The organism is Streptomyces sp. NPDC031121 (genome assembly GCF_055570615.1).
Window position 1 is genome coordinate 235258 of the sequence record NZ_JBVIGV010000002.1, and the last position, 19999, is coordinate 255256.

13 protein-coding genes are annotated in these 19999 nt (G+C 75.5%); 6 read left to right on the forward strand and 7 right to left on the reverse strand.

The genetic code is table 11. The annotated features are described in order from the left end of the window. Positions 1–271 precede the first annotated feature (271 nt). On the forward strand, positions 272–2125 hold the full coding sequence (locus tag ACZ462_RS04495) for a serine/threonine-protein kinase (RefSeq protein ID WP_467809373.1): 1854 nt from the start codon (positions 272–274) through the stop codon (positions 2123–2125). Positions 2126–2239: 114 nt separating this feature from the next. Here the strand turns inward: ACZ462_RS04495 and ACZ462_RS04500 are convergent, their stop codons facing one another. After that, positions 2240–2695: a hypothetical protein gene (locus ACZ462_RS04500; RefSeq protein WP_467809372.1), complete on the reverse strand. Its 456-nt coding sequence runs from the start codon at positions 2693–2695 to the stop codon at positions 2240–2242. 454 nt (positions 2696–3149) lie between these two features. Between ACZ462_RS04500 and ACZ462_RS04505 the strand changes: the two genes are divergently transcribed. The 4 genes from ACZ462_RS04505 to ACZ462_RS04520 all read left to right on the forward strand — a co-directional run bounded on the left by ACZ462_RS04505 (position 3150) and on the right by ACZ462_RS04520 (position 8626). Continuing rightward, a complete protein-coding gene (locus ACZ462_RS04505; protein ID WP_467809371.1) occupies positions 3150–4163 on the forward strand; it encodes a terpene synthase family protein in 1014 nt (337 codons plus the stop codon). A gap of 14 nt (positions 4164–4177) precedes the next feature. After that, positions 4178–5533 carry a cytochrome P450 gene (locus ACZ462_RS04510; protein ID WP_467809370.1) on the forward strand — a complete coding sequence of 452 codons (1356 nt, stop codon included), beginning with the start codon at positions 4178–4180 and terminating at the stop codon, positions 5531–5533. A gap of 193 nt (positions 5534–5726) precedes the next feature. Continuing rightward, a complete protein-coding gene (locus ACZ462_RS04515) occupies positions 5727–8459 on the forward strand; it encodes an ATP-binding protein (RefSeq protein ID WP_467809369.1) in 2733 nt (910 codons plus the stop codon). Positions 8460–8461: 2 nt separating this feature from the next. Next, entirely contained in the window at positions 8462–8626 is a 165-nt protein-coding gene (locus tag ACZ462_RS04520; RefSeq protein ID WP_467809368.1) for a hypothetical protein, read from the forward strand. A 95-nt stretch (positions 8627–8721) separates the two neighbouring features. Here ACZ462_RS04520 and ACZ462_RS04525 read toward each other — a convergent pair whose 3' ends face one another. After that, the gene (locus ACZ462_RS04525) at positions 8722–8937 is read right to left on the reverse strand and encodes a hypothetical protein (RefSeq protein WP_467809367.1); all 216 of its coding nucleotides are present in this window, start codon (positions 8935–8937) and stop codon (positions 8722–8724) included. Between the two features lie 223 nt (positions 8938–9160). Here ACZ462_RS04525 and ACZ462_RS04530 point away from each other — a divergent pair, with 223 nt between their 5' ends. Beyond that, positions 9161–9994: a peptidoglycan recognition protein family protein gene (locus ACZ462_RS04530; RefSeq protein ID WP_467809366.1), complete on the forward strand. Its 834-nt coding sequence runs from the start codon at positions 9161–9163 to the stop codon at positions 9992–9994. Positions 9995–10015: 21 nt separating this feature from the next. Here the strand turns inward: ACZ462_RS04530 and ACZ462_RS04535 are convergent, their stop codons facing one another. The 5 genes from ACZ462_RS04535 to ACZ462_RS04555 form a co-directional block, all read right to left on the reverse strand. Further along, positions 10016–10327, reverse strand: coding sequence for a DUF2087 domain-containing protein (locus tag ACZ462_RS04535; protein ID WP_467809365.1), 312 nt, complete (start codon positions 10325–10327; stop codon positions 10016–10018). 89 nt (positions 10328–10416) lie between these two features. Continuing rightward, positions 10417–12738 (reverse strand): TIR domain-containing protein, encoded by a 2322-nt coding sequence (locus ACZ462_RS04540; RefSeq protein ID WP_467809364.1) that lies wholly within the window; start codon positions 12736–12738, stop codon positions 10417–10419. A gap of 131 nt (positions 12739–12869) precedes the next feature. Then, positions 12870–13904, reverse strand: a complete 1035-nt coding sequence (locus ACZ462_RS04545; RefSeq protein WP_467809363.1) for a TIR domain-containing protein — start codon at positions 13902–13904, stop codon at positions 12870–12872. Further along, a complete protein-coding gene (locus ACZ462_RS04550) occupies positions 13901–15886 on the reverse strand; it encodes a GTPase (RefSeq protein WP_467809362.1) in 1986 nt (661 codons plus the stop codon). The genes ACZ462_RS04545 and ACZ462_RS04550 overlap by 4 nt, the downstream gene beginning before the upstream one ends. Beyond that, positions 15883–19845, reverse strand: a complete 3963-nt coding sequence (locus ACZ462_RS04555; RefSeq protein ID WP_467809361.1) for a GTPase — start codon at positions 19843–19845, stop codon at positions 15883–15885. Before ACZ462_RS04555 ends, ACZ462_RS04550 begins: the two co-directional genes overlap by 4 nt. Between the last annotated feature and the right edge of the window lie 154 nt (positions 19846–19999).

Here is a 19999-nt window from a genome sequence, read left to right on the forward strand (position 1 = left end):
GGATGCCCCGAGCCCGGTCGGGTCGGGGGCGGGGAGCAGAGCGGTGGGCGGGTGGCGTCGAGGACGGTAGGGGCCGCGGGTGGCAGGCCGGGCAACGCCGGGTGTCGTGGGGGCGGCCGCTGCCGGTCCTCCCGGCGTCGTGCGGCGCCCACCCTACCCAGAACGACCTGTCAGATACATGTCATTACGGTCTCGGAATCCCGCGCCCCCGCCCGTCCTCGGATAGGGTTCGGTGCGCATCGAACGTGCAGGACTTGGGAGCAGCAAGGTGATGAACGGTCAGCATCCGTACGGGGGCGGCGGGTCGGAAGGCACCGGCAAGCCGGTGCACTTCGAGCCGCTGGGACCGGATGACCCCGCCACCATTGCGGGATACCGCATCGCGGCCCGGCTCGGCGCCGGCGGCATGGGCAAGGTCTACCTGTCCCACACGCCGGGCGGCCGCCCGATCGCGGTCAAGGTGATCCGGCCCGAGTTCGCCGAAGACCCCGAGTTCCGGCGGCGCTTCGCACAGGAGATCCGCTCCGCGCAGCGCGTCCAGGGGCTGTTCACCGCTCCCGTCATCGACGCCGACACCGACGGCCCACACCCCTGGCTGGCCACCGCCTACGTGCCCGGACCCTCCCTGGCGGCCGCCGTGTCCGCGCACGGGGCGCTGCCGGTCGGGACCGTGCTCCTGCTGGTCGCCGGCATCGCGGAGGCGCTCCAGGTCATCCACGGCGCGGGCATCGTGCACCGGGACCTGAAGCCGTCGAACGTGCTGCTCGCCGCCGACGGCCCGCGCGTCATCGACTTCGGCATCGCCCACGCCGCCGACGCGACCTCCCTCACCGGCAGCGGCGTCGCGGTCGGCACGCCCGCGTTCATGGCTCCGGAGCAGGCGGCGGGCCGCGGCGTCGGCCCCGCGACGGACGTCTTCGCCCTGGGGCAGGTCGCCGCGTACGCGGCCGCCGGCGCGCCGGCGTTCGGGGAGGGCGCCTCCCACGGGGTGCTGTACCGCATCGTGCACGAGGAGCCGGACCTCTCGGGGGTGCCCGAGCAGCTGTCCGAACTGGTGACTCGCTGCCTGGCCAAGGACCCGGCCGACCGGCCGACCGTGGCCGAGGTCATCGCCCTGTGCCAGTCCGCGAACGACGCCACCACGCTGCGCCGGGCCGAGGACTGGCTGCCCGCCGCGGTCACCGCGGAGATCACCGCGCGTTCCGCTGCCCCCGCCGCAGCACCCGCCCCGCCCGCCCATGGGTCGGGGACCTCGCCGGCCGCCCCGGCGCATCCGCCGACCGCCCCCGCCGGGGTGGCGCACCAGCCGACCGCTCCGGGCGGCGTGGCCCACCAGCCGACCTCCCCGGCGGGCGCCCCGTACACGCCCCCGCCGACCGCGCCGCCGCTGGCACCCGCAGCGCCCCCGGCCCACCCGCAGCAGGGGTACCAGCCGGCCAGCCCCTACACGGCCCCGCAGTTCGCCACCGCGCCCCCGTACCCCGTGCACAGCGGGCAGTTCCCGGTGCCGCCGGCGCCCGTAACCCCGCGCAAGCCGCGCGGCGCCGTCATGGCGGTCGTGGCCATCGGCTTCGCCGTGGCCGTCAGCGCTGTCGGCTACAACGTGGTCAAGGGGAAGGACGGCGGCTCCCAGGCCGCCGGCAGCAGCGCCGGCGCCGACGGCAGCGGGGGCGGCGGGAGCACGGGGACAGCGGCCAAGCCGTCCGGCGCCGCGAACAGGCCCGATCCGCAGCCGGCCGAGTACAAGGGCATCAACCTGGTGGCGGGCTACCACCTGACCCTGGGCGACGAGGACCTCCGCCCGCAGAAGGGCGAGGACGGCGGCTACGAACTCTCCTACGACACGGGCGACTACCTCGACGCGGAGACCAAGGGCGGATCGCTCGTCCTGCTCGACCCCGGTCAGAAGGGGTCGCTCGCCACCTGCCGGGCGGAGACCCGGTTCACGCAGAAGGTGAAGACCGACCAGCTGGGGACGGGCCGGCAGGTCTGCGTGACCACCGGCACCGGCCACCTCGGCCTGGTCACGGTGCGGGGCGTCTCCCCGGAGGACTCGCCGAGCAAGTACCTCACCCTGGACGTCACCGTCTGGCGCAATGCGGCGGCGGGCTCCGACTCCCGCTGAACGCGGCCTCGCAGGGCACGCCGGGGGAAGGCCGGGCCGCTCGCGGTCCGGCCTTCCGGTTTCTCGCCTGACGAGTACCCAGGGCCTGTCCGGCTCCGCGCCGCCGGACAGGCCCTAACTCCGCGGCCGCGGGAGCGGGTTCGCCCGGCCCGGCAGGCGGCGGACGGCGTCTGCGGCGGCGTTCGGCTCCGCGGGGACGGCCAGGGGCCCGCGCCCGGGTGCGGCCGCGGCGGTGTCGTCGACGACCGCCCACCCCATGTTCCCGTCCGGAGACGTCAGTTGGACCAGCCGGTGGTCGGCTCGCCCCGTGATCATCACCGCCAGCAGGGCCACGTACTCGCGCCGCAGGTCGGACGGCAGCCCGCTGCCGTCCGGGACCTCCAGCACCGGCCGCGGGCCGTCGTCAAGGAGGGCGCAGGTCGCCTGGACGGCCCGGATGAGCGCCTCGAACCGCGCGCCGCCCAGGCGGTGCCGCAGGTCTTCGAGGTAGCAGCCGAGGACGTCGCCCTCCGGGCCTTCGGGCTCCGGGTCGTACGGATGGGACGGGTCGGCCGGACGGTGTTCGGTCACTTCCCCCACCCCTCCCGGGCGGCGTCGCCCGCCCGCAAGTCTAGACCGAACGCACTTGCCCCCAGGCGCTCTTCGGCCACATCGCCGCGCTTGCGACCGCTCGCGCGCCCCTGCGCGCGCCCGTCCGCCGGCCCCGTGGACCGTGCAACCGGCCGTGACTATGCCACTCACATATCCGCGGTGAACACCTCGTGGTGTTTTTGGGATCAATTCACCGTCTTCCCGTGGCCTACATTGACACTCCCCGCCCTTCTGGGGGTTAATTGCTTTACGGATGGCCGGAACCAGTCGCCGTGCGGCCGGTTCCTCCCCACTGACACCACCCTGACCCCGTGACGATTCTTCATGAGGGAGGAACGTTCCAGGTCGTGACGCCCGGACAACCGACCGGGCGACCATTGGTGAATCAGACGTCTTTGGGGGGAGCCAAATGCCGCCGCTGCAGAATTTCTCCGTGCCGGATTTCCACCTGCCATTCGGCAACGCGAAGCACCCGCAGGCCGCGCGGGCAAACGCGGAAGCCACCTCGTGGGTGGTCCGCCACGAACTGGTCACGAGTGCCGCGGACCAGTTCTCGGGCATCGGCTGCGGCCATCTCGCCGGCCGGGTCAGCGGGGACGTGCCGTACGAACGCGTCCTGCTGCTCGCCCAGTGGATGGCCTGGTCGTTCGTCCTCGACGACCAGCACGACCACCTCATCAGGAAGGGCGAAGTCGCCGCCTGGCGGCCCGTGGTCGGCGCCATCACCGAGTACCTGGACACGGGCCGCGTCGGCGGCCCCGACCTCGCCCGCAACCCGCTGGTGAGCGGCTTCGCCGAACTCTGCGACCGCATCCTCGCGGGACTGTCCCCGGAAGGGGCGACCCGCTACCGCACGCACGTCAGGCTCGTCCTGGCCTCGCTGGACCAGGAGGCCGGCAACCGCGACGGCAACGGGCGCCCGACCGTCGAGGAGTACATCCTCCTGCGCCGGCACAGCTCCCAGATCCTGCCCATGATGGACATGGTGGAGGGGGGCCTCGGCCTCGACCTGCCGCAGCACGTCCACGAGATGCGCGAGCTCCGGCAGCTCGTCGCGAGCGTCCTCGACATCATCTCCTGGGGCAACGACGTCTTCTCCCTGCCGAAGGAGCACTCCTGCGGGGACACCAACAACCTGGTCTCCCTCGTCGCCGCCTGGGAGGGCCGCTCCCTGCCCGACGCCGTCCGCGCCGTCGAACAGCGCATCCAGGTCCGCATAGAGGAGTACCTGGCCGGACGCAGCCGCCTCTTCGAGGTGCTCGACGCCGACCCCGCGGCCGGCGCCGAACTCCGGGACGCCGTCGCCCGGTACGTGCACAGCTGCGAAGACTGGATGATCGGCGCCGATCTGTGGCAGCGTTACGAGTGCACGCGGTACCGCGACGAACGCTTCGCGGCCGGGCTGGAGTCTGCCTACACCCGTCCGGACCTGGTATCGGTGGCATGACAGGGGGGCGGGCCATGGCACACGCAGGACTGGAAGCCACCGGGGTCCGGGCCCCCGTCGCGCCGGGGCGGTTACCCCTCCTCGGCCACGCCCTCCCCCTGTGGCGGGAGCCCATCGCCTTCCTGGAGTCCCTCCGGGACCACGGCGAGGTGGTGCGCCTCGACATCGGCACCTGGCCCGTCCACCTCCTGACAAGCCCCGAACTCGTCCACGAGGTGCTGGTCGCCAGGGCCGAGCAGTTCGGCCGCGGCCGCATCTTCGACCGGCTGCGGCCCGTCTTCGGCAACGGCATAGTGACGACCGACGGCGCGTTCCACCGCAAGCAGCGGCGGATGATCCAACCCGCCTTCCACCGCAACCACATCGCCCGGTACGCCGAGACGATGAGCCGTCAGGCGGAGGCCATGGCCGCTTCCTGGGCGCCCGGCCAGGAGGTGTGCATCCTCACGGAGACCCGGCGCTACGCGATGTCCTCGGTCGCCGAGATGGTCTTCTCCGGCGAGCTGAGCCGCCCCGCCGTCGACGAAGTGCACCGCTCGCTGCCCGTCGTGCTGGAGGGGATGCTGCTGCGCGCGGTCATGCCCAAGGCACTGGACCGGGTGCCCATCCCGCCGAACATGCGCTTCGACACGGCGGCCGAGCGCCTGCGCGCCGTCATCGACGACGTGATCCGCCGGTACGAGGAGCCCCGGCCGGAGGAGCGCCACGACGTGCTCACCCTGCTGCTCTCCGCCACCGACCCGGACACGGGCGCCGCCATGCCGCCCGAGCAGGTCCGCGACGAGGTCGTCTCGCTCCTCCTCGCCGGCACGGAGACCTCCGCGACCACCCTCGCGTGGGCCCTGTACGAGATCAGCCGCCACCCCGCCGTCGAAGAGCGCCTGCAGGCCGAGATCGACTCCGTCGTCGGCGACCGGCCGGTCCGGCCCTCCGACCTGCCCGCGCTCGGCTACACGCGGCACGTCTTCCAGGAGGCGCTGCGGCTGCACTCCCCGCTGCTCTTCACCCGCCGCGCCCTCGCCCCGCTCACGCTCGGCGGGGTCGCGATCCCCGAAGGCGCCGAACTGGCCTACAGCCCGTACGCGCTGCACCGCGACCCGGCGCTCTTCCGCGACCCCCGGGTGTTCGACCCGGACCGCTGGCAGCCGGGCGCCGAGGAACGGCCGCGGCCGCACCGGTACATCCCCTTCGGGGCGGGCCAGCACAAGTGCATCGGCGACACGTTCGGCGTCGCGGAGATCATGACCGCGATCGCGGCCGTCGCGTCCCGGTGGCGGCTGACCCCCGCCCCCGGCGTCACCGTGCGGGAAGTACCGGCCGGAATTCCGCAGCCCAGCGCCCTGCCCATGATCCCCGTCCCGCGACGCTGACGAAGAGTGATCATTTGAGCCCGGCCAGGGGCGGCTTCCCGCCATTTCCCGATCACCGGTGGGCGCCGTCGTGAGCGGAGGGTACAGCATGGCACTCGCACGAGTGGCGAGATGCCGGAATACAACTTGAATCAGGAACATCTCGCCCCCAGGGCCATACACTCGGCCGCACGCGCAGGAGGGGGCAACAAGAATGTCGTATGCCGCTGAACCCAGAGGAGGGGCGTCCCAGCCCCTGCTCGAGCGGGAGTCCGAAATCCTGGCGATCCAGCGCGCCGTGGACGATCTGTGCGGAGGGCCGGACCTCGGTCCGGCCACCCGCCGCGGAGGCGTCCTGACCTTCGCGGGATCGGCAGGCATAGGCAAGACCACCCTGTTGGCCGAGGCCCGGCGGCACGCCGCCGAGCGGGGCTGCACCGTGCTCTTCGCACGCGGCGGCGAACAGGAGAAGCAGGTTCCGTTCCACGTCATGCGCCAGCTCATCCAGCCGGCGTACGCAGCCATGACGGAGGACGAACGGCGCGGCTCTCTGGGCAACTGGTACGACATCGTCGCGCCGGCGCTCGGACTGACCGCCGCCGCCCAGGGCTCGGCGGCACCCGACCCGCAGGGCGTCCGCGACGGCCTGGACTGGGTCGTCACCCAACTGTCCGTGCGGAACGCGCCGGTGGTGCTCGTCCTCGACGACGCGCACTGGGCGGACGCGGAGTCCCTGGCCTGGCTCACCTCGTTCGCGGCGCGGGCCGAAGAACTCGCCATGCTGATCATCGTGGCGTGCAGGCCGGACGAGATCCCCGCCGACGCCGCGTTCCTGCGCGCCCTCATGGGGCGCCGCGGCACCCGCCCGCACGAGCTGGCACCGCTGACGACCGGCGCGGTGGCGCGCATCGTGCGCGACGCCCTCGGCTCCGGCGCCGACGACATGTTCTGCCGCGAGTGCTGGGCGATCACGGCGGGAAACCCCTTCGAGGTCGTCGAGTTGGCCATGAAGGGCCGCGACCAGGGGCTCAAGCCGAACCAGGACAACATCCCGGAGCTGCGCGACCTCGCGTCCGCCGTCAAGGGCAGCGGTCTCATCGACCGCCTGGAGCAGTTCGGCCCCTCCACGGTCCGGCTCGCCTGGGCCGCCGCGGTCCTGGGCAACGCGGTACCGACCAGCACCGTCGCGAGCGTCGCCGCCCTCGGCGAGGCGCAGGCCTCCGAGGCCATCTCGCAGCTGCGGGCCGCACGCATCCTGACCGTCCTGACCGGCCTGCGCAGCAAGGAGGTCGTGGAGTTCTACCACCCGCTCATCGCGACGGCCGTGTACCGGTCGATCCCGCCCGGCGTACGGGTCGCGATGCACGGCATGGCCGCCCAGGCCCTCATCGACGGCGGCCACGGCGCCTCGGCAGCCGCACGGCATTTACTGGAGATGCACCCCGAGGGCGACCCCTGGGTCGTGCAGCAGCTGCGCCAGGCCGCCAACGAGAGCTTCGCCGCGGGTGCGCCCGACGCGGCACGCCGCTACCTGGCGCGGGCGCTGCGCGAACCCCCGGAGCCGGAGGACCGGGCCCAGGTGCTGTTCGAACTCGGCGCCGCGAACCTCCTGCACGACCCGATGACCACCATCAACCAGCTGCGGACGGCACTGGAGGAGCCGAAGACCGAGCAGACGCTGCGCGAGGCGATCACCTACCGGCTCGCCCAGGCTCTGGCGCACACGGGCCAGGTGGCGGAGGCCGTCGCCCTGCTGGCCGACGAGGCCCGCAAGGCGGCCAGTGCCCGGACCCGGCTGCGCATGCAGGCCGAGCAGTTCAAGTGGAACTCGGTCCGCGGGGACGAGGAGAACTCTCCGGCCAGGTCGCGGCTGCTCTCCCAGTTCGCCAAGCGGCTCGTCGGCCGCGGCCTGGCCGAGCGGCACATCCTGGGCCTGCGCGCCTGGGACGCCGCCCTGCGCGGTGAACCCGTCGCCACCGCACTGGACTTCGCCGAACAGGCCCTCGACGGCGGCATGAGCTGGACCGACCAGGACTTCGGTTTCGAGGTGCCGGTCGTCGTCGCGGTCACCCTCATGTACTGCGACCAGCCGGGCCGGGCGGAGGACCTCTTCAACACCGGCATCCTGGAGTTCGAGGCCAAGGGCTGGCGCGGCACGCACCTGTCCTTCGTGTACACGCTGCTCGGCTACGTCCGCTACCGGCGCGGCCGGCTCGCCGAGGCGGAGGACTTCGTCCGCAACGGCCTGGAGATCGCCAACCGCATCGGGCAGGACAACCCGGCCCAGTGGTACGCGGTCGGCACGCTGGTCGAGACGCTCCTCGCCCGCGGGAACACCGCCGAGGCGCAGAAGGTGGCGCGCAAGTACCGGCTCGGCGAGGGCTTCCCGCAGGCCATCGTCTATCCGGATCCGCAGACCGTCCACGGCAGGCTGCTGCTGGCGCAGGGGCGCGTGGAGGAGGCCGAGCGGCAGCTCGCGGAAGCGGGCCGGCGGCTGGACCTGCGCGGTACGCGGAACCCCTCGTGGAGTTCGTGGCAGCTCGACCTGGCGTTGGCCCAGGCCACGCACGACACGGGCTGGCGCGGGCCACCGCGGACGAGGCCGTGGCCCGGGCGCGTGCCTTCGGCGCGGCGAGCATCATCGGGCAGGCGCTGCGCGTGCAGGCGGCCACCGTGGAGCCGGCGCAGGCGGCGGTACTGCTGGAGGAGGCGGTGGCCCACCTGGAGCAGTCACCGGCGGCATGCGAGTTCGCGCACGCGCTCGTCGACCACGGCATGGTCCTGCAGACGATGGGCGATCCGCACCGGGCGGCGCAGCAGCTGTACCGGGGCATGGAAGGTGCCACCGCCTGCGGTGCGGACGCCCTCGCGGACCGGGCGCGCGGCCTCCTGGCCGCGGCCGGCCTGCGCCCGCGCCGGCTGCACACCTCCGAGCAGGACACGCTGACGGTGGCGGAGGCCGGGGCGGCGCGGCACGCGGCGCTGGGCCTCGACAACGCGTCGATCGCGAAGGAGATGCGCCTGGACCCGGCGGCCGTCGGCGAGCTGCTGTCGGCGGTCTTCACCAAGCTGGGGACCAACCGGACGGGTCTGCGCCGGGCGCTCGGAATCTGACGGGCGGGCGCCCGCACCACGCGCCCCGCGCGGCCCCGGAGGGGGCGGCGCGGGGCGCGTGGTGCGTCGCCGACCGGCGGGGCCGGTGCGGGCGGCTACTGCGGACGGCGCTCCATCACGCGCCGGGCCGCCTCGCTCTCGGCCGCCGCGGGAGACAGTTCGTCGAGGGTGTCGATGTCGGTGTCCGTCTCCAGTTCCTCCTCCCAGGCGGCGGCGAGCCGTTCCTGCTCCTCGCGCGGCTCGCCGGCGACGGCGTCCCGGTGGGCCGGGTCGAGGGCGGCCAGGAAACGTCCGACGGCGTCCAGGGGCATCCCGTACTCCTTGCGTGGCGTGGCGTGGGGTGGGGCGGGCGGGCCTGCGGCGGCCTCCGCCCAGGATGGGGACGGCGGGCGGGGCCGGTACGCCGGACACGGCACGCGCCCACCCGGATGGCGGCGGAGCGCCCACCCCGCGGCGGCGCGCGCGGTGTGTCTGCGCACCCCGCACGCCCGGGGCCCCTTCAATGGTCAGCCTCCGAACGGAAACGGGCACGGCATGACCTCTTCCGCGCAGCAGCAGGCACCGGCGACCGCCGGACAGTACACCCGACGGTCCGTCTTCACGGGCGCGCTGGCCCTGGCGGCGGGCGCCGCCCTCCCCTCCCTCGCGGCCGGGCGGGCGTTCGCCGCCGACGCGGCCGCTCCGGCCATCGCGAGCTGCGCCACCTGGGGGGCGCGGCCTTCCTCGGAGCCGGTCGTGGTCCTCCCCGACCGCCCGCAGCGGATCATCGTCCACCACACGGCCACGGCGAACGTCACCGACTACTCGCAGCAGCGGGCGTTCGCCCTGGCGAGGGCGATCCAGACGTACCACATGGACGCGCAGGGCTGGATCGACACCGGCCAGCACTTCACCGTGAGCCGGGGCGCGTTCGTGATGGAGGGGCGGCACAGCAGCCTCACCGAGCTGCGCGGGGGTGCCCGCCAGGTCCGCGCGGCCCACTGCGTCGGCCAGAACACGGTGTCGATCGGCATCGAGAACGAGGGCACCTACACCTCGGAGCAACCGCCGGCGGCGCAGTACGCGGCCCTGGCGGACCTGTGCGCGTACGTCTGCACGCAGTACCGGCTGCCCGCCACCGCGATCTACGGGCACCGCGACTTCAACGCGACGTCCTGTCCCGGCGACCGGCTGTACGCGCTGCTGCCGGCCCTGCGCAGGGACGTGGCCGCACGGATGGGGGCGGCCGCGGCAGGGTCCGGGACGGCACCGGCCCCCGATCCCGCCCCCTATCCGGTCCGCGATCCGATCCGGGACCTCCTCGACCAGGCCGCCCCCTATCCGCTGGCGGCCCTGCCGGAGTACCTCCCGGCGCACCTGCTGCCGTAGCGGCGGCCGTCCGACGGGGTGTCAGCGGGGTGCGGGCGCGCGGCGGTAGGTGCTGCCGTCGCGGGTCCGGTCCAGCAGGCCCGAGGTGACGAGGTGGCGGCGCAGTGCGGAGATGTCCTCGTGGACGGTGCGCAGGGCGTCGTTGACCTGGGGTTCGGTGTAGGCGCGCCCGGACTCGAAGAGGTTCTCCGCGAGGTGGGCGAGCAGTGCCTCGCGGGCGGCGGCGCGGCGGGGGATGTGGGTGAGCCTGCCGTCGGCGAAGAACTGGCGGATCCCGTCGGGCCGCGACGCGGTGCGGGGGGTCTCGGGTTGGTGTGCGCTTTCCTGAGCCATGCGGGCGAGCCTGCCGGGTGGCTCGGGCCCGCGGCAAGGCATTTTGCCGCGGTGCGCGGGTCGCACCCGCCGTCGGCCGGTCCGGCGGGTCAGGGCAGTTCGGCCAGGAGTGCGGCCGCTGCCCTGTGCCAGCTGAAGCGGGCCGCGAGGTGTTCGCGCAGCTCCGCCGCGCGTGCGAAGGCGGCCGTCCGGTCGCGGAGGAGGAACTCGACGGCGTGGCTCCACCGCTCCGCGTCCTGGTCGTCGCCGCGGGTCTCCACCACGTACCGCTCGGCCTCCGCCACGCCGAGGGTTTCGCGCAGCAGCAGGCCGAGTCCGCTCGCGTCGCTGACCAGGACGGGTGTGCCCGCGGCGATCGCCTCGACCGCGGAGAGCCCGAACCCCTCCCGCCGGGACGGCAGCAGGACCAGGCTGGCGTTGGACAGGTCGGCGCGCAGGGTTTCGGGGTCGGTCCGGAAGGGCTTGGGGACGATGTTCAGGTCCCCGCTGCCCGCGTACGCCATCAGTCGCTCCCGGAGCGCGCCGCCGTCCTCGCCGTCGGGCACGCCGCGTACGGCCAGGTCGAGGCCGCGGAAGCGGTGGGCGCGCCGGACGAGCCGCCCCATCGCCTCGGCGGCCACGTCGAGGCCCTTGATCAGGACGTCCTCGGCCCGTCCGAAGACGAGGACTTCGGGGTCGCCCTCGGGGACGGCCCGCGGTTCCGCGGAGGGCGCTTCGAAGCCCGGGTCGACGCGCAGCAGGCGGGTGCCGCCCGTGGAGGCGGTGAAGTACTTGGCGTACTTGCTGTAGAGCAGGGGGCCGAGGACGACGGGCCGGTGCGCTGTGGCGCCGAGGAGGCGCTCGGTGGTGCTGCGGTCGTCGGCGCGGCGGGCCGGGTCGTCGGCGCGGTCCTCCTTCAGCCACTCGATCTGGTCGGGAACCATGTGGATGACGTGGATCCGCCTGGCCTGCGGGTAGTGGTCCTCCGCCAGGAGCTGGGCAGCCGGGCCGGTGACGCGGCCGTGGCCGATGACCAGGTCCGGCGGGCCCGGCAGGGCGGGGCCCGGCTTGCGCAGCAGGGAGCGCTCGCCGGTCCACAGGGGCGGGCGTTCGGCTTCGATGAGGGTCACCCCGGCGGCGGCCGCGGTGGCGGCCTCCTCCTTGTCGAAGGCGGGCACCAGGCAGTACACGTCGGCGCCGGCTTCGGACAGGGCCCGGCACATCCGCCGGTTGAAGGTGCTGAGGCCGCCGCGCGAGGAGGACCATTCGGTCGCCACCGCGAGGATGCGCGGCCGGGGCCGGCTCCGGGGTCCTTGCGGGCCGGGCGGGGACTGCGCCGAGCGGTGCCCGGTGCCGGGGCCGGCTTCCCCGGTCCGCTCCGGACCGCCGGGCGGTGCATGGCGCCGTACCGCGGCCGGGTCCGTCCAGTCGCCGGCGGCGGGGAGCAGCAGCAGGTGCCCCGGCTCGGGCGGCAGCAGGCCGGCCAGGGTTTCCGGGGGGCCGGCGTCGGCAAGGACGACCAGCCATCTGGGGCGGGTGGCGAGGTGGGCGAACAGGGCGTCGAGCAGCCGGTCCCGGTCGGGCCGGAGGGGACTGCCGGGTGCGGCGGCGACGCCGAGGCGGCCGGCGAGGTCGGCGTACCCGGCGCGGACCGCTGCGCGGTCGGCGGCGTCGATCCACCACACGATGTCGTACTGGCCCTTGAAGCGCTGAGCGTACTCCTGGGCGACCTCGTGCGCGCCGACCCCGTCGAGGCCGTGCAGTGCCGGGACGGCCGCGGCGGAGGAGGCGAGGAGCTGGAGCCGGATCTGCTGGATGAGGGCCTCGCGGCCCTGCACGCCGGGGTGGGGGCCGGGGAGGTTCCACAGGGTGGGCGGGTCGGCGCTGCCGGGCAGCCGGGGTCCGGCGTCCGCGGCGGGGTCGGCGGCGGGCGCGGGCCGGTCGCGGTCGTGTTCCGGTGCGGTTGCCGGGGCGGTGCGGTGGTCCGCACCGGCCGGCGCACCGGCGTTGCGTACCGCGTCGGAGAGGCGGGCGATCACCTCGGACTCGCGGTGCAGGCCGTGCAGGACCAGCCGCGGGAGCGGGGCGAGGGCGGGCGGCACGGGCCCGGTCAGCGGCTTGATCTGCACCGGCAGCAGACGGCCGGGTGACAGCAGGCGGATGGCCGGGGCGCGCAGTGCGTGCTCCCATTCGCGCCCGGCGTAGGGCGAGTCGAGGTATTCGGGGGACAGCAGCATGATGACGAGGTCGTAGCCGGGGCGCTCACCGAGGCCGGCTCCGACGCGCTCCTCGAAGCGCTCGCCCATCCGCCAGTCCCACAGGTCCAGGTCGACCTCGTGGCCCTCCTGCTCCAGCACCCAGGCGATCCACTCCGCCCAGGGCAGGTCCGGCCCGGCATGGCTGACGAAGATCCGCTTCCGTGCGTACGGCAACCTGCCGCCCCCTCCTCCGGCGGGTCTGCGCCCGCCGGGGTCAGCCTACGGCGCGGGCGCGTGGGCCGGGGCGGGAAACCGGGCAATCCCCCGTACGGAATCCCCGCAGTCCAGCGGTTCTTGAGCGGCCGTCAGGTGATCCAGCCGGCGAGGAGGGGACTGACGTCCGCCACCAGGGTCCGCCCGCCGGCCCCGCGGAGCAGCCTCAGGTGCCCGGCCTCCGCCAGGTCCGCGAGAAGCCGGTCCGCGACGAGCACCGGGGCGCCTGCCGCCTCGGCCAGCTCCGCGGTGGCCCGGCCCGTCGACCGGTGCCCGCGCGGCCGGTTCAGCAGCGCGGCGATGACCCGCCGCTTGGCGTCCTCGAAGTCGGGGACCGCGCCCGGGGCTCCGAGCCGGTAGCCGTGCGGGGTGAGCGCGCACCACCCCACGGTGCCTCCCCCGCGGACGGCGGTCACCAGGCCCGCCGCTTCGAGCGACCGCAGCGCCCCGGCCAGGGTCTCGCCGGCCAGGCCGTCCCGTTCGGCGGCCTCCCGCACCCGCGCCCACGGCAGCGGGCCGGGCACGCCCCGGGCCAGGGCCTCGCGCAGGGCGTGGTGCAGCAGGGCGAGGTCGGGGGCGGAGACACCGGGGAACGGGGGCCGCCGGCGGGGCGGCCCGCCCGTCCCGGCCGGCGCCGGGGGGAGCGGGTCCGCGGCCGCGGTGCGTGCGTCGCCGGCGGCCGCGGTCCCGGGGGGCGGTGCGACGGGCGGCCGCGGGTCGGTGCCGTGGACGGTGTCGGCGATGGCCGCGGCGGCGGCCGCCGCCGCGGCCGCGGTGCGGGCGGCGCGCAGGGGCACGAGGTGCCGCAGGGCCGGCGGGGTCCGCATGCCGTCGAGGAGGACGGGGATGAGGCGGCGCCCGTCCTCGATGCGGCGGACGGTGGCCCCGTCGAGCTGGTCCGTGAGCCAGGGGTCCTTCGTCCAGCGGTCGGAGAGGACGAGGACGAAGCAGTCGGCGGTGTCCATGCCCCGGTCGAAGACGGTGTGCGCGAGTCGGTCGCCGAGGCGGACCTCCCAGAACTCCACCCAGGCCTGGACGCCGAGCCCGGCGAGCGCGCGGGCCAGCGGTTCGACGAAGGCCTCGCGGTCGGCGGAGGCGTGGCCGACGAAGACGCGGGGCGGGGTCACAGGGGGATCCCTCCGAGGACCTGCTCCAGGGAGCCGACGGCCCGGCGGAGCCGGTCGCGTTCCGCGCGGAGCGGCTCCACCAGGGCGTCCGCCGGGATGCGGGCGCGGATCGCGGCGCGGGTGGCGGCGACCAGGCGCAGCCAGTCCTCCTCGCAGCCGGCGGCGATGCGCTCGGTGAGGTCGTCGATGGCGGCCCGGCGCCGGGAAGCGAGGCGGGCGGCCTCGCGCGCGGTGTCGGCGGCCTGCTTCCGGGTGCGGCGTTCCAGGTGGTACCAGGCGGCGAAGACCAGCGCCTCCTCCAGCAGTCCGACCACGGCTTCGGCGGCGTGCCCGGGGTGCGCGCCGCCGCCCGCCGCGCCGACTGCCTGGCCGCCGGGATGCCCGTACACGTCCGCGGCGTACGGGTCCGGGCCGTAGGGGTCCGGGCCGTACGCATCGGAGGCGTACGCGTCGGAGGGTTGCGCGGTGCCGTCCTCGGGGGCCGGGTCGGCCGCTGCCCCGTCCGGCGCCGGGTCGGTGTCCGCGGGCCGTGCGGCGGGGTCCGCGGCGGTGCCGGCGGGCGGCGGGGCGGCTCGGCCCGGCGCCGGGGCGTCGGCGTCCTGCGCGGCGGCGGTGAAGTCGGCGACCGCGCGGCGCGTCTCCTCCGGGTGCTCGGCGTGGTGCTCGCGCAGGCGGCGGCGCGTCTCGTGCCGGACGGCCACGGCCAGGGGACCCAGCCCCAGCCACATCGCGGCCGCCGGGGCGGCCTGCGGGGCGGCCGGGTCCGGTGTCCGCGCCGCGCCGGACCGCAGCAGTTCGACGACCTCGTCGACGTACGCGGCGAAGGGCTCGTTCCCCGGTGCGGCGGCCGCGGCGGCGCTCTCGGTGCGTGCGGCGAAGGCCAGTCGGCGCACTTCCTCGGCCGCGGCGGCCCGCCAGGCCGCGGTGGCCGTGGCGAGCCGGCCCTCGGCCCGCCGCCGCAGCGCCTCGTCGCCCTCGGCGGGCGGGGCGGCGTCGACGAGCCGGGCCAGCTCCTCCCGGAGGAGGGCGCGCAGGCGGGCCGACGCGGCAGCGCGGGCGGCGTCGAGGCGGGCCTCGAAGAGCAGGGCCCGGTCGCGCTGCCGGCCGGCCCCTGCCAGGGCGGCCTCCGCTTCGGCCAGCTCCGCGCGCCCCGCCTCCAGGGCCGCGGCGGCGTGCCGGCTCCAGAACCGGGTGCGGGTGCGGGCGCGCAGTTCGGCGGTCCGGCCGGCGAGGGCGTGCAGGGCGGCCCGCAGTCCGGCGATGCCGTCCCAGTGATCGCCGAGGGGGTAGTGCTCCAGGCGGAGTTCGTCCGCGGGGACGCCGGCGGACATCTGGTAGGGGTCGGCGACCACGACGTGCGCGGCGGGCGCGGTCCGCTCCCCCGTGTGCGGGGCGAGTTGGGCGTGGAGAGCGCGCCGCGTCTCCCGGACCAGCTCGTCGAACTCCTCGGTGCCCGGGTCGGCTCCCCACCGGTCGGCCATGGTCACGACCGGCAGGAGGGCTCCCGCGGGGAACGGCTGCGGGCGGTCGGCATGGAAGTGGGCGCCGGTGGCGACGGCGAGGAGGTGCGGCCCGTCCGCGGCCAGCAGCCGGCGGTTGAGCACCAGGAGGAGGGCGTCGGCCTCGGCCAGGGCGGCCCGGGCCCGCTCGGTGTGCAGGGGGTCGCCGGCCATGAGGCCCGGGGTGTCGACGTAGCGCAGGCCGCCGGACTCGACGGCGTCCGCCGCGGAGGTCTCCTTGCGGGCGCTGACCGCGGCCCACGCGGGCACGGTGGTGCCGTCCTCGGCGAGCAGCCGGCGCAGCAGGCTGGTCTTGCCGGCGTTTTGCGGCCCGTACAGGACCACGGTGGGGGCCGGGCGCAGGGCGATCGCGGCCCAGGAGCCCGCGAGGGCGGCGGCGGCCTGCCCGGTGACCTCCTGAATGGCGGATTCGACGCGGGAGGCCCAGTCCTGCGGCTCCTGCGCCGCGTGTGCCGCGCTCATCGGCGGCCTCGGGTGTTCCGGTGCGGCATGGTGACTCCCAGGCGTTCGGCCGCGCCGTGCACGGCTGCGGTGTAGCGGCCCGCGCGGTCGCGGGCGGCCTTGAGTTCGGTGTGGACCTCGGCCTGCCTGGCCGCCAGGGCGTCCGCGGTCTCCTCCAGGCGGGTGCAGAGGGTTTCGACCGTGGCCGCGGAGCCGCGGACGCGGGCGGCCCAGCCCTTGGCGGAGGCGCTCATGATGTCCAGGAGCGCCTCCCGGGCCGCCTCGGTCTTCTGCTCGCGCGTGGCGAGGGAGTTCATGGCGCTGATCGTGCTGACGGCGTTCAGAACCTTGAGGAAGATCCCGGCGTCCGAGGTGAGGTGCAGGGCGGCCTCGATCTGGTCGGGTGCGAGGAGGACGTCGAAATGCGCGGCGAAGCGCACCACGTCGTCGGGGGAGAGCCTGTCCACGGGGGCGAGGGCGGCGCTCGTCGCGGACAGCAGGTCGCCGGCCTGGGCCCGGAGGGCGTCCGCGGCCATGAAGCGGAGGTCGACGCCGGCGGTGCCGTCGGGGAAGGCGAGGGCGAAGCGGGGCGAGCGGACCCGGCGGTCCAGGGCGGAGGAGACCGTGTCCAGCCAGGTCTGGGCGGTGCGGTCCGCCTCCGCGCGGTACAGGTCGTACATCGCGGTGAACTCGTCGTCGGCGCCCCAGTTCCCGAGACGTCCGCCGCGCGCCTTGCGGACGACCGGGTCGAGGCCCGGCTCCATGGCCTCCAGGACCAGGCGGGAGGTGAAGTCGTCGGCGAGCCGGGCGGCGCCGTCGGTCAGCGCCTTCACCATGGTGCGGCCGGTGGCGGCGCCATGGGACGCCTCCTGGGCGAGCCGGCTCAGTTCGTCGAGCTTGCGGGCCAGCAGGTCGGCTTCCGCTTCGGCCCGGGCGCGCAGTCCGGCGAGGCGGGCCGCCCCGCCGTGCAGGACGGTGACGTCCGCGGCGTCGGCCTCCAGGGTGAGGCGGAGTTCGCGGACGGCGGCGGCGAAGTCGCGGAAGCCGTCCCAGGAGCGGAAGTCGTCGTACGCGCTGCCGTGGTCGGCCTGGAGCTGGTAGGGGGCGGCGGCCATCGGGACGATCCGCTCCCGGTAGGGCTGCTGTCCGGGGGCGGGCGGGGCGATCCGCTCCAGTACGGAGGCGAGGGCGGCCTCCGCCCGCTCGATGCGGGCCGTGAAGTCCGCGCCGAGGTCGGGCCCGCCAACCCGGTCGATCTTGTTGATGACGTACAGGGCGCGGGCGCTCTTGGGGAAGCGGCCCTCCTCGGGCCGGCCGCGCAGCAGCAGGTCGAGGTCGGCGCGGTCGCCGGCGGCCAGGTGGGGCGGGAACAGGTAGAAGACGGCGGCGGCGTCGGCGAGGGCCGCGCGGGCCGCCTGCGTGTGGGGCTCCAGGCCGCTCTGGAAGCCGGGTGTGTCGACGAGGAGCATGCCCTCCCAGGCGTACTCCTCGGCGCGGAAGGTCTCCGGTCCCGCGGAGCTGCGCAGCGATGCGGGCACGGGGCTGCCGGACTCGACGAGCAGGCGGCGGATGAAGGCGGACTTGCCGGTGCTCATGTCGCCGGCGACGGCTATCCGGGGCCGCGGGTCGGCGGCGAGTACGTCGAGTTCGGCGAGGACGGGCGCGGCCTGCGTGTCATCGGCCAGTTCGCGGTGGAGGAGCGCCAGCCATTGGGCTCCGGATCCGGGGGCGGGCAGGCGGCGGCCGCGGCGCAGGGCCGCCCTGAGGCGGCGGAAGACGCCGGGCCCGAAGCGGGGGGCGGCGCCTGAGCGGCCGCCGGTGCGCGCCGGGGCGGGGGCGGTGAGGTTGTGCGGGTCCGTGCACCAGGAGGCGCCGAGCCAGTGCAGGTCGGCGTCGGCGGGGTGCGTGATGCCGGCCGCTGCTTCGGCCCGGCCCATCGCCTCCAGCATGAGGTCGGCCGGTTCGCGGGCGGCGGGCAGGGCGGCGGTCGCGTTCTGCACGAGGTCGGCGTCGCGGGTCGCCGCCGCGGCGATCCGGCGGAGCACGACGGCCTGTTCGATGCCGGGCGCGGCCTTGGCGAGGACGGCCGTACGGATGATCTGCTCGCAGTGGGCGGTGACGTGGGCGCGCAGGGCCTCGATGTGGTCGGCCACTGCGCGCCGGGCTGCGGTGCGCTGGTCGATGCGGGCGGAGTCGCGCAGGATCTGCTCGCGGCGCAGGCCGAACCGGCTCAGCAGCCGTCCGGCGAAGCCGGTGCCGGAGGCGGTCACGGCCAGGGCGCCGGCCCAGCCGATCGGGTTCCACCAGTTCAGGCCGACGCCGATGGCGAGGGCGGCGCCGAGCAGGCCCGCGGCGGCGCTCCCGTACCCGGCGGCCTTGCCCATCAGGCGCATGCCGGAGGCGGTCCGGCCGTGGACCGCGCCGAGGCGCAGGTCGATTTCGTGCAGGTCGGCGGCGGTGTCGGCGACGGTGAGGTCGACGCGGCGCCGTACGTAGGCGGTGAAGTCGGCGACGGCGGCGGCGACGGCCTCGGTGACCTCTTCGGGCCGGACGACGGCGTCGGTGAACTCTCTGGCGGTGAGCTGCGCGCGGTTGCGGAAGGCGCGTTCGGCGTGCTCCTCCGCGCGGGTCTCCATGGCGGTGCGCAGCGTGCCGAGGCGGGCCGTCAGCAGGTTGTCGAGGTGGGCGCGGGCCTCGCCGCGGGCGGGTGAGGGGAAGGGGCCGCCGCGCAGGGTTTCGAGTTCGGCGAGCAGGGCGACGGCCCGGCGGTGGGCGGCGGCCTCGTCGTCTGCGGCGTCTGTCCCGGCGTCGGCGTCCTCGGCGGTGCCACCGGCTTCGTCTGTACGGGCGGTTCCGGCGGCGGGAGCGGTTCCGGGCGGCTGAGGGGCGGCCGGCGGGGGGTCGGCTGCGGGGGTGCCGAGGACGGTGAGGAGGGCGGCCAGGCCCGTCTCGACGGTCACGGCGTATGCCCGGGCGGGTTCGGCCAGTTGGGTGCGGAGCTCCGCGGCGACCCCGGCGAGGGCGCCGGACATCTGGCCCACCAGTCCGCCCAGCCGCAGCTGGGGGGCGTCCTCGACGCGCACCGCTTCGGTGACGAGCCCTTCCAGGACGGGCAGGTTCGACCAGTCCAGCAGGCGGGCGCGGCCGTCCCGGTCGCGCATGCGCCGGACGGCTCTGGCGTCCCACCCCCGGTAGTCGTCGGCGCCGCGGGCCGCCACCGCCCGCTGGGCGCTGAGGGCGACCAGCGGGACGGCGGGCAGTCCGCAGGCGGCGAGCCAGTCGCGGATGTGCGCGGCGTGCTCCGCGACGGTCGCCGAGAGGCGGGCCCGTGCGACGCCCTGGCTGACCATGCCGGGGTCGCGCCAGGGCCGTTCCACGCAGTTGAGTACGACCACCGCGGGCTTGCGGTAGGCGAGCACCCAGGCGGCGACCTTCGTGAACTCCCCTTCGAGCTGGCTGCCGTCGTCGAAGCAGAGCAGCACGAGGTCGGCGGCCAGGACGGCCCTGCGGGCCTGCTCCTCCAGTGCGCTGTTGTCGCCGTCGTGGCCCCAGCCGTTGGTGCCGGGGGTGTCGAAGAGGCGCAGTCCCGCCCAGCGGACCTCCTCGACGCGGGTGGTGTGGTCCGTCCTGCCCGGGGAGATCCGGCGGCCGTCGCCGCCCGTGAGTGCCTCGATGAGGGAGCTCTTGCCCACTCCGGTCCGGCCGAAGAGGACGACGTTGAAGGTGTCCATGGCGGCCAGGCGGGTTCCGGCCAGTTCGCCGAGGAGTTCGGCGGCCCGGGTGCGCAGCCGCCGGTCCTCGGCGAGCAGGTGCGCGTACGGGGTGTCCGGCGCCGGGCCGGATACCCGCGGCGGGTCGGGCTCCGGGCCGGGTCCGACGGCGCGGGTCAACTCCTCCGCCATGACGGCGAGCTGCCGGGCCAGCGGCGCGCTCGCCGCCACCGCCGCGGCCGCGGCTTCCGCCAGACGTGCCTCGTCCATGTCCGCCCCCGGGATGCACGCGGGCGCACTCGCCGCCGGGGGGGTCCCCGGCCGACGGCGCGCACGCTGTCTTCGCTGCCCATCCGCGGCGGTGCGCAATCCGGCCACGGGCGCAAGGAACGGGAGACCGTGCGCGGTACGGGCGTCGGCCGGG